At 66.7% G+C, this 10,436-nt stretch carries 9 protein-coding genes, 2 tRNA genes and 1 pseudogene; 6 read left to right on the top strand and 6 right to left on the bottom strand.

What is annotated here, in order from left to right:
- The 3 genes from I71_RS38235 to I71_RS10460 form a co-directional block, all read left to right on the top strand.
- The coding region (locus I71_RS38235) for a hypothetical protein (RefSeq protein WP_199902157.1) at positions 1-1,138 on the top strand (1,138 nt) is incomplete at its 5' end.
- Positions 1,139-1,744: 606 nt separating this feature from the next.
- Positions 1,745-4,897 carry a carbohydrate-binding domain-containing protein gene (locus I71_RS10465; protein WP_042694644.1) on the top strand — a complete coding sequence of 1,051 codons (3,153 nt, stop codon included), beginning with the start codon at positions 1,745-1,747 and terminating at the stop codon, positions 4,895-4,897.
- Between the two features lie 305 nt (positions 4,898-5,202).
- Positions 5,203-5,976 carry a phytochelatin synthase family protein gene (locus I71_RS10460; RefSeq protein ID WP_042694642.1) on the top strand — a complete coding sequence of 258 codons (774 nt, stop codon included), beginning with the start codon at positions 5,203-5,205 and terminating at the stop codon, positions 5,974-5,976.
- Between the two features lie 7 nt (positions 5,977-5,983).
- On the opposite strand, the gene I71_RS10455 is transcribed toward I71_RS10460, so the two are convergent.
- Positions 5,984-6,412: a hypothetical protein gene (locus I71_RS10455; RefSeq protein ID WP_042694640.1), complete on the bottom strand. Its 429-nt coding sequence runs from the start codon at positions 6,410-6,412 to the stop codon at positions 5,984-5,986.
- Positions 6,413-6,568: 156 nt separating this feature from the next.
- Between I71_RS10455 and I71_RS10450 the strand changes: the two genes are divergently transcribed.
- Together I71_RS10450 and I71_RS10445 are read left to right on the top strand one after the other, a co-directional pair.
- The gene (locus I71_RS10450) at positions 6,569-7,147 is read left to right on the top strand and encodes a DUF3305 domain-containing protein (protein WP_049976030.1); all 579 of its coding nucleotides are present in this window, start codon (positions 6,569-6,571) and stop codon (positions 7,145-7,147) included.
- Positions 7,140-7,700 carry a DUF3306 domain-containing protein gene (locus I71_RS10445; RefSeq protein ID WP_049976029.1) on the top strand — a complete coding sequence of 187 codons (561 nt, stop codon included), beginning with the start codon at positions 7,140-7,142 and terminating at the stop codon, positions 7,698-7,700. The genes I71_RS10450 and I71_RS10445 overlap by 8 nt, the downstream gene beginning before the upstream one ends.
- Positions 7,701-7,729: 29 nt before the next feature.
- Here I71_RS10445 and I71_RS10440 read toward each other — a convergent pair whose 3' ends face one another.
- From I71_RS10440 to I71_RS10430, 3 genes are all read right to left on the bottom strand, one after another.
- Positions 7,730-8,476 (bottom strand): glucose 1-dehydrogenase, encoded by a 747-nt coding sequence (locus I71_RS10440; protein WP_042694638.1) that lies wholly within the window; start codon positions 8,474-8,476, stop codon positions 7,730-7,732.
- 191 nt (positions 8,477-8,667) lie between these two features.
- Positions 8,668-8,744 (bottom strand) — tRNA-Asp (locus tag I71_RS10435).
- A gap of 4 nt (positions 8,745-8,748) precedes the next feature.
- A tRNA-Asn gene (locus I71_RS10430) sits at positions 8,749-8,824 on the bottom strand.
- Between the two features lie 218 nt (positions 8,825-9,042).
- Here I71_RS10430 and I71_RS10425 point away from each other — a divergent pair.
- Positions 9,043-9,621, top strand: a complete 579-nt coding sequence (locus tag I71_RS10425) for a hypothetical protein (RefSeq protein WP_244433748.1) — start codon at positions 9,043-9,045, stop codon at positions 9,619-9,621.
- Positions 9,622-9,668: 47 nt separating this feature from the next.
- Here the strand turns inward: I71_RS10425 and I71_RS10420 are convergent, their stop codons facing one another.
- Positions 9,669-10,052 carry a dihydroneopterin aldolase gene (locus I71_RS10420; protein ID WP_042694634.1) on the bottom strand — a complete coding sequence of 128 codons (384 nt, stop codon included), beginning with the start codon at positions 10,050-10,052 and terminating at the stop codon, positions 9,669-9,671.
- A gap of 88 nt (positions 10,053-10,140) precedes the next feature.
- Positions 10,141-10,436, bottom strand: a pseudogene (locus I71_RS10415) (site-specific DNA-methyltransferase); the annotation flags it as partial.

Below are 10,436 nucleotides of genomic sequence, written 5' to 3'. Positions count from 1 at the left end.
CCATCAGGTCGCCCCGGCTCCGGTGCCGAACAGCCGTTTCCATGTCCTGGGCGAAGGCGAACTGCAGCGTCGCGACGCTTATCAGCGCTTTGTCGCACTGCTGGCGGAGCAGATGTTTGCCAGCGGTTTGGTGAGCTTTTCCGACGCGATGGTGACCGGCGAATTGCCCCCACTTGTCCCCACCCCGCTCGACCGCACGGTAAGCCGCAGCGCCGTGCTACGCCCCACCCTGCGCCCCAGCTGCCCATATGATGACGCGGTGACCGTCACGGATGGCGCAAACTACCGGTCGGTTGTCACGGTGGTCAACCCATGCCGCCGTAACGCGGCGGTGGCCCTGACGGTTAACAGCGCGAACCAGACGGAAACGGCCGACGATAATGGCAGGGTGCAGTTCACGGTGCCGCTGGTGGCTGGGCGCAACAGTGTGGCTTTGATCGGCCTTGACGGGGCGTCGCACAGCGTATTCGAACGCGACGTTCCACCCACCGATGATCGGATCGCAACCACCCAAACGCCCGATGGCGTCACCATCACCGGCAGCAACCCTCTGCGCCTGGACGATTCGGAGGTTACGTTGCGCCATCCGGCCAGCGGCCGGGTTTGGACCACCCATGTGGACCATGGAAGATGGTCCTTCTCCGTTCCACTCCCTCCGGGCCGCCACGCCTTCGACGTCGACCGCGTCAGCGGAGGCGCTCCCCAGCGGATATTCGTCTACCGGACCGGCACCGGCACCGATTACGACCGCATCGCCGACCGGGGCGGACAAACCGGGCCGGTTCAGGCCCTGCTCGCCTGGGACGACACCAATGACATCGACCTCATCATCGAGTGCCCTGACGGCAAGCGCATCTACCACGGCGAAACGATGAATTGCGGTGGCCGTCTAGACGTCGACGCCAATCGCCAGGCGCCACTCACATCCACGCCAGCGGAAAACATCTCCTGGATCGACCGGCCACCACCGGGCGTGTACAATATTCATGTAATGTACTACAAGAAGAATGCTGGAGATACGAGCCCATACCGTTTACATCTACTGATTGATGACAAGGCCATCAACCTTGAAGGAAGTGCGACGGTAGCCAACATCAAAAAGTTTGAAGCGCCGGTCTACAGCTTCACCATTCCCTAATCCTGACCTTCCTCCCAGCAGAAAGGACTGAGAGTCTTCTCTGATTGGGGTTGTGGGGTCAAGGAGGATGGCCTGGGTTGCAGCGCGGTCGAGGGGGAACTGCTCGCGGATATCGATCACCGAGGACGGCCGGTCGAGGATGTAGAAAAGGCCGCGTTCCATGTCGGACAGCAGATGATGGACGCGGCCGGTCTTCAGGCCATGAGGCCGGTGCGTGCGACCGATCGACTGCAGGTCCTGGACCGTGAGCCACGGCGTTTAATCCGCGCCGGCCCCGGTGCCGCGTCCCTCCGCGTGGAAGCGTGAGATCCTGCCCCGGTCGAAACTGTGCCGGCAGCGCCCGATGCCATCCCCTCGGAAGCGGACTGCCTCTTTCGATGGCACGCGGATTCCGGGCGAGCGCAAGCTTAGCTAGGAGCAGACATTTTTGCCTAAGTGCAGACTATTTTGTCTGGGTACAGACTTTTCTGTCGTCTCATATTTGTCTCATCCATGCCACGGGAAACCCCCTCATTCACAATTTCCTAACCATAAGTGTTAGTACCCGATTAAGGCTAACAGACGAGCCTGCGGAACAAGGCGATACCCATAAAGCGGAGTTCCAAAATGGCTACCACCAACACCGATGGCACGATCCAGGTCACCTTCGCGGTCAATGCCTGGGGCGATGTCGCTGGCGGAAAATGGCCGCATTTTCAATTGCTTTTGGACGGCACCAGCATCGGTGAGGCCACCGTCTCCTCCGCCACCCAGTCGCGTTACGTCTTCACCGCCACCGTGCCGGCCGACAAGGCGCACGCCCTGCAGCTGGTCTATGACAACGACGACAAGGTTAACGGCGAGGACCGCAACCTGTATGTCAAGTCGTTCGAGGTGAACGGCAAGACCATCCTGGCGATCGATCCGTCGGTCAAGTACGACACCGGCAAGGTCGATGGCCAGACCGTCATCGCCGGCCAGACGGAGATGTATTGGCCGGGCGCGCTGAACGTGCCGCTGCCCGCCACCCTGTTCCCGTCGACCGCGACGGCCCCGGGCGCCGAGCCGGCCTCCACCATGACCACGACGATCAAGGTCAGCGCCTATGGCGTCAGCGCCGCCGGTCAGGCCCCCCATTTCAAACTGCTGGTCGACGATCAGGTGGTCGGCGACGCCTGGGTCAGCGCGACCTCGCCCACCGACTACAGCTTCACCGCCAAGGTGGACCCGAACGAGGCCCACAAGATCCAGATCTGGTACGACAACGACGCCACCGTGAACGGTGTCGACCGCAACCTGTTCGTCAAGTCGATCAACATCGACGGCCAGACCATCGCCTCGACCTCCGACATGGCCTCCTACGACAAGGGCGCGGTGGACGGCAAGTTCGTCGTCGCCGGCCAGGAAGGACTGTATTGGGGCGGCGCGCTGACCTTCGGCGTGCCCGAGGAGTATTTCGGCGGCGCCTATGTCCCGCCGCCTCCGCCGCCGCCGAGCAAGTCGGTGGACATCGTCGTCAACGCCTCCGGCACCTCGGCCGGCGGTCAGGCGGCGCATTTCAAGCTGCTGGTCGACGGCCAGGTGATCGGCGACGCCAAGGCGACCGCCACCACCGCCGGCTACAAATTCACCACCGACCTCGACCCGACCAAGGCCCACACGGTCCAGGTCTGGTACGACAACGACGCCACCGTGAACGGCGTCGACCGCAACCTGTTCGTCAAGTCGGTCTCGATCAACGGCCACACCGTCGCCGCCACCGACAGCATCGTCACCTATGACAAGGGTGCGGTCGACGGCAAGGACGTGGTGGCCGGCCAGGAGGGCCTCTATTGGGGCGGTGCCCTCAACATCAAGGCCGGCACCGACCTGTTCAGCGACACGCCCATCGTCCCGCCGGCGGTGCCGACACCGCCGACCAAGCCGGCCTTCTACGTCGCCACCAACGGCAAGGACACATGGTCCGGCAAGCTGGCGGCCCCGAACGCCGACGGCACCGACGGCCCCTTCGCCAGCCTGGAGAAGGCGCAGGCCGCCATGCGCGCCAACCCGAGCATCGACACCACCTACATCCGCGGCGGCGATTACCACCTGACCAAGACGCTGGAGCTGACCGCGCTCGACAACGGCCACAGCTTCCAGAACTATCCCGGCGAGAAGCCGGTGCTGAGCGGCGGCGAAGTGGTCAAGAGCTTCACCAGCGAAGGCAACGGCCTCTATTCGGCCAAGCTCGGCACCGCCACCAACCTGGATCTGGTCGTCGGCGACGTCCGCCAGCATCTGGCGGAGAAGTTCGCCTATGACAGCGCCGACGTGACCAGCGGCTGGCACTTCGCCGACGCCGCCTCCGGCGGGCCGAGCGGCTGGTCCATCCGGTCCCACGGCACCGATGTCACCACCGCCGACATCCAGCCGGGCACGCTCATCCAGATCATGGATGCCGAGCGGCTGGGCGACACGCTGGGCAGCATCGCCAGCTTCAACGCCTCCACCCGCACCATCACGCTGAAGAACGGTGCCTCCCTGCCCTTCGCCGAAGGCACCACCTACAAGCTGCTGAACAACGCCGCCTACGTCGATCAGGCGGGCGAGTTCGCCTGGCGGACCAGCGACGGCGCGCTGCTCTACAAGGCGGCCAGCTCCAACTTCGCCTCCACAGGGGTCGAGGTGCCGCGGCTGGGCACGCTGGTGCGGCTGAACGGCGCCAGCGACGTCACCATCGACGGGCTGACCTTCAAGAACACCACCACCGGCGGCAACGCGCTCGACCTGCTGAAGGCCAGCGGCAACCACATCAGCGACAACAGCTTCCTGAACGTCGGCACCGCCATCCATCTGGGATCCGGCTCGTCCAACAACCAGATCGCCCACAACACGCTGAACCATCTGGCGGAAAACGGCATCGAGATGGACGGCCGCAGCAACGGCAACAGCATCTATGCCAACAGCATCAGCAACATCGGCGAAGTGCACAAGGCGGTGGCCGGCATCATCGGCACCGGGGTCGACAACAACCTGATCTCCAACAACGACATCGACCACAGCGCCCGCTACGGCATCTCGTTCAAGGATTACGGCGGCACCACCAACACGGTGAACCACAACAACGTCATCCAGTACAACAACATCTCCTACACCGGGCTGGAGACCGCCGACGGCGGCGCCATCGAGATCCTGGGGCGGTCCAGCGTCGACACCGGCATGATCATCCAGGGCAACCGGATCGAGCATGCCAATGGACTGGCCACCAGCAACCAGGACAGCTGGCTGCCCGGCCAGAAGGGTTTCGGCATCTATCTGGATGACATGGCCGGCGGCATCACCGTCAAGGACAACTTCATCAAGGACGCCGATTGGGCCTCGGTCCAGATCCATGGCGGCGACAACAACGTGGTGACCAACAACTTCTCGGTCATCGCCAGCAACAAGGAAGACTTCATCCGCATCGAATGGCAGCCGGTCCACGGCACCGCCGGCGATCCGCACAACAACACCATCACCAAGAATGTGGTGATGGGCACCCTGCCGCTCGACGACTACACCGAGCTTCTGAGTGCCAACGACTTCGTCATCGACAACAACCTGGTCTACAATGTGCCGAAATACGGCGATCACGACGTGATCGGCAAGCCGATGTTCAACAACCCCTATTGGGGCGACTACTCGCTCCAGGCCTCCTCGCCGGCCTTCGCCATGGGCATCCACGATCTCGCCTGGGCGAAGATGGGGGCCGAGGGCGTCGCCGCGGTCGGGCTGGAGCATTTCTGGGACGGCGTCTGATCGCCCTGCAGCGATAGACGATCCCGACGATACGGCCGGCGCATCGGGGGTACGCCCTCGATGTGCCGGCCCCTGCGGTGGGCGGGGCCTGTTTTGCTCGAACGTCGAGCGACGGAGGCTCCGCCCACATGCATTCCGGAAAGCCATTGCCAGGACGGTTGGGACGGTCGGTGCAAGCGCAATCGGCGCAGCCGTGCCTCCCGCTTGGCTCCCGCGCCGCAACGCACCATATGCAGGCCGCGCCACGGTCCGGCAGGGCCGCGGCGCTTTGCAATTCCAGACTGGACGGACAGAGACCCTTTCCGATGACGCAAGCGACGTGGACCGCAGGAGCCGTGGCGAAGATCCTGGGGGCCGGCCTCCTGCTGTGGACCGCCTGTGTGGCGCCTGTGTTGGCGCAGGACGATCACAAGCCGAAATTCGGCCCGGATGCGGTGCCGATCACCCGCTCGGCCGATTTCGTCCGCACCGCCCCGGCCCCGGATTACTGGGCGCTCAGCCCCTTCTACGTGCCGCAGACGACCGGGGCCTCCTGCTCGCTGACCAGCGTGGCGATGATGCTGAACGCGCTGCGCGGGTTGCCGGGGCTGGCGTCGGAACGGCTGGTCACCGACAAGCAGCTTCTCGACCGGCTGGACGACGATCATTGGCGCGACGCCACCGCCGACGACGGCGAGGGCATTTCCTTCGGCGAGCTGATTACCTATGTCCGCCGCAGCCTGAACGCCTACGGCATCGACGCCGAGGTTGAGGTCTGGCGCCCGCGCGACAGCTCCCCCGCCACGCTGGCGGAACTGCGGCGCATCCTGTCCGACAACGAGCGCAGCGCCGACGACATCATCCTGCTGGCCTTCGACCAGGGCACGCTGACCGGCGACATCGGTCTCGGCCACATCGCGCCGCTGGGCGCCTATGACGCGGCCAACCGGCGCGCGCTGGTGATGGACCCCGACCGTACCTGGTACGTGCCCTACTGGACCAGCGACGCCCGGCTGCTGGAGGCGATGCTGAAGCCGGACCGCGCCGATCCCGAGGGCAGCGGCCTGATCCGCGTCCGCAGCCGCCGGGTATCGGGTTAAGGACCCGTCACTTCACCTCCTGGCTGGTCAAGTCGGAGGGATTCCGCGACCGGGTCGGCTCGTTCGGCTGGTCCGGTTCGCTTGCCCACTGGTTCGGGCGCGGCACCGGGGTCCCGTTCAGATCGGGCGGCGCCCGGCGCACGTCGGCGAGCGCCTGCTGCAACTCCTGACTGCCGGTGGCGGCGGAGCTGGAGGAGTCGGGCGATCTGGTGCCCTGCGCGGTGGGATGCGGATCCTGGCTCTGCTGCACCTTGCCGTCCCGGGCCAGCCCGTCGCCGACGGACTCCTTGGATCCGGAGTCAACCGGTGCGGCCTCCGGCTGGCCGGATCCAGGCTGCTGCTGGCTCTGCTGCCGATCCGGCCGTTGCGCCGAAGCGGACAACGCCAAACCCGACAGCAGGCCCGACAGCAACAGGGCGGCGGCGATCTTGCGCATGGCGCGTCCTTCCATTCGGCGGCTTCGGCCTTTCGGGCCTTTTGGGGAAAGCCGTCGGAGTCCGATGCGCAGCGGCACCAAACCGCCGCCGGCGCGTTGTAGCGGAGACAAAGCCGGCTTCGGCCGTCCGGTCCCCGCCCATCAGGAACACCGACAATGCCCAACGAGTTCCCCCCCACCGCCAGCACGACGTCCGCTTCCACGGCTTCGCCGCCCGACCGCGCCGAACGGCGTGGCGTCGGCGTGGTGGTGGAGCGGCGGCGGGTCGACAATCCCTGGATCGAGGCGCGCTGGCAGCCGGTGATGCTGATCCCGGCCGACCCCACCCTGCCCGACTGGAGCGTGCTGGCCGAAGGGCCGGACTGGACCCGCCATTACGCCGGAACCGCCGAGATCGCCCTGTTCCCGACCGAGGCCGAGAACTACAAGCACAATCTCGACGGCGGCAGCCCCAGCGCCTACGTCATCCTGCGGCCAGGCGGTCCGGCGCCGGGGGTGCGTCTGCTGGCGGTCACCGTCGACCCCGGCGAGATCGACGCCCATGCCGAAGCCGGCGACGACGTGATCGAGGCGCTGCCACTGCCGATCCCGCTGGTGCTGTGGATGGACGGTTTCGTTGCCCGCCACTTCGTCGAGCGTCCCTTCCACAAGCGCAAACGCGACCGTGCCGATCCGGAAGCCCTGGCGCGGCACCGCAGGACCGGGCTGCCGCAGGAGCCGGCGCAGCATGGTTGAGCGCGTGGAGGAGGAAGGCTTCCTCGGCCGCTGGTCGCGGTTGAAGCGCGAGACACGGGCGGAGGAACCGCCCGAAGAACTGCCGGTGGAGACCGCCGAGGCCGAGATGAGTGAGGAGGCTGCGGTTGAGGAGGAGGCACCGGACCTGCCCCCGTTGGACAATCTGGGGTCCGACAGCGACTACACCGGCTTCCTGCGCAACAATGTGCCGGCGGAACTCCGCCGTGAAGCCTTACGCAAGGCCTGGGCAAGCGACCCGGTCATCGCCGGCTTCCGTGGCTTCGCCGACTATGACTGGGACTACAACGCGCCGGGCTATGGCGCCCTGCGCCCCACCGACGACATCGCCCGCCTGCTCAACGCCATCCTACCGGACGAGGCGCGGGAGGAGGGGGAAGTCGTCGAGGGGGAGACGGTGGTGACCGGGCAGGGGCCCGACATCGCCACCACCTGCCCCTGCCCCGGCCTTCCCCCACCGGATGGGGGAGGGAGATTGGCGGCTGGGTTGGAAGAGGAGCCGAGTTCCCTCCCCCGCCCAGCGGAGGAGGGTTAGGGTGGGGGGCTAACCACGCACAAAAGTCCTCAAATACACCGCCCGCCATCCACCTCCAGGCAGACTCCGGTCAGGAAGTCCCCTTCGTCGGAGCAGAGGTAGAGCGCCGCGTTGGCGATGTCCGCCGGTGTCGACAGCCGTCCCAGCGGAATGCTGCTGAGGAACTGTTCGCGGCGTTCCGGCGTGTCCTGCCCCATGAAGCGGTGGAGCATGCCGGTTTCACCGGCCACGGGGGCGATGGCGCAGACGCGGACATTGTCGGGTGCCAGCTCGGCCGCCATCGACTTGGTGAGGGTGATGACGGCGCCTTTGGAACCGTTGTACCAGGTCAGGTTCGGCCGCGGCCGCAGCCCGGCGGTGGACGCGATGTTCAGGATCACGCCGCCGCCCTGGGCACGGAAGACCGGCACGGCGTGAATGGCGCTGTGATAGATCGACTTGACGTTGACGGCATAGATGCGGTCGAAGGTGGCCTCGTCGACATCCAGCATCGAACCGTAGCGGTGGGTGTAGCCGGCATTGTTGACCAGGATGTCGAGCCGCCCGAATTCGCCCAGTGCGGCGGAGACGATGGCCCCGTAATCCTCCCCCACCGCCACGTCGGCGCGGACGGCGAGCGCCGTCTCGCCCAGGCTGTCGGCGACGCGGCCGGCGGCGGCCTCGTCCAGATCGGCGACGATGACGCAGGCCCCTTCGGCGGCGAAGCGACGGGCGATGCCCTCGCCGAAGCCCGATCCCCCGCCGGTGACGACGGCGACTTTGTCAGACAAACGCATGAGCGGTTCCTCCCCGGCAATTCTCGATCCGAGATGCGTGCGGGCCGTTGGGCGCGCGGACTCCGTTCAACAGGGAACCGGCACCATCGGCCACATCGTGAACGCGGCGAAGAACGCATGATAGCGCGAAGCTGCCCGGTGGGGCAGTCGCCATCATCCGTACAATCATTTTGGAGAGACAGACGAGAGAATGGCGCGAGTGACGGGACTTGAACCCGCGGCCTCCGGCGTGACAGGCCGGCGCTCTAACCAACTGAGCTACACCCGCGCGATGGCTCCCGGTGCTGGACTCGAACCAGCGACAAGCGGATTAACAGTCCGCTGCTCTACCAACTGAGCTAACCGGGAACGGAGGCCCGCCTTATATGGCCGATGGCGAAAGCTGGCAAGCGGAAAAATGCAAAGCTCCGCATTTTTTCCGGACAGAGCCGGTTTTACGCCCCTGGCCTGTGACAGCGCATGCAAGCCGCAGCCATGGGTTGCCAACCCGCCGGCAGGCTCTTGACAGTTCACGACAACTCAGGCTTTTTCTCGTCCTCCCCTCCCCACCATTGCCGCAGGCCCCGATGTCCGAGGTCGTTCCCTTCGCCGCCGCCCGCGAGGCGCTGCTCGCGCGCCTGACCGAACAGCTGCCGCCTTCGTCGGAATGGGCGGGCCGGCTCATGCTGATGCCGGAGGGGCGCCGGGTGGAACCGATGCCGGCCGCCGCCGCGGTGGACTCGTTGCGCGCCTTCCGCGCCGGGCTGGGCGAGGCGATCGGCGCCGCCGCCTGCTCGGTCGGCGGGGTATGGGTCGGGCGGGAGGATTGCCTGGACTGGGACGGGCTGCTGGCGCCGCTGGCGGTCGCCGCCGCCTATGTGGTCGGCCGCACCCAGTCTGCCGGCGGTTTCGCCGCCGAACTGTTCCGCTGCAAGGATGCGTTGGCCGGTTGGGGTGTGCGCGGCCTGCGCGGCGAACCGGCGGTGGCCCGCGCCGCCGGCTATGCCGTGGTGTCGGTCAGCCGCCGACCCGACGACAACGAGATCGTGCTGGACCGGGTGATGGACACCTTCGCCTTCGTCATGCGCAGCCTGGGCGAACCGACGGTGGCGAGTGCCGACATGGACCGCCGGCTGGTCAAGCGGGCGGTGCCGCTGCGGCGCTGAGGGGCGGCACTGGGGACAGGGTTGGGGGACAGGGTTGGGGGACTAACTCACCCCCGGGCGCGCTCGATCTCAACGCCGACGCTGGCAGCGTCGGGGAAGACGTCAAGCTTTTCCACCCGCACCTTGGCCATCGTCACCCGCGCGTCGGCGAGGCAGCGCTCGGCGATGCGTTCGGCCAGCGTCTCCACCAGCGTGACGTGCCCCTGGGTGACCACGCCCTTGACGATGGCCGCCATGTCCTCGCCGGTGACGCCGGGGGCAATCACGTCGAGATCCAGGTTCAGGCGGATGCGCTGGGGCTTCAGCCGTTCATGGGCATAGACGCCGATCAGCGCGTCCATCACCAGATCGCGGACGAAACAACGGGTGGACAGCGCCGCCGGGGCCGAACGCGGCACCGGGGCGGTGACGGTGGCGAAGAGCTTGTTCATGGGCGACAGCCCTAACACGGCAACGCCACCGCTGCCAAGCAACCGTCCCCGCTGGCGCCCATGCCGGAGGGACAGGTCTGGGGTGGACTCAGTGCATTTCCGAGCGGATGCGCTCGCGCAGCACGTCGATCGGGCGCAGATCCTCGCCCTCCTCGTAATGCCAGAAGGTCCAGCCGTTGCAGGCCGGCAGGCCGGCCATCGCCGCCCCCACCTGGTGGATCGAGCCGCGATGGTCGCCGCGCGGGCCGGAGCCGATCAGCGTGCCGTCGGCGCGCACGCGGGCGGCCACGCGGCGGCGCTGGTCGAACAGGGTGGAGCCGGGGCGCAGCAGCCCACGCTCCACCACCCAGCCGAAGGGAATGCGCGGTGCGGCGCGCTCGGCGG

The sequence above is a fragment of the Azospirillum sp. B506 genome (assembly GCF_000333595.1).
GTDB lineage: Bacteria > Pseudomonadota > Alphaproteobacteria > Azospirillales > Azospirillaceae > Azospirillum.
The sequence above is the reverse complement of the archived record's forward strand: the minus strand, read 5'-3'. Positions and strand labels throughout refer to the sequence as shown.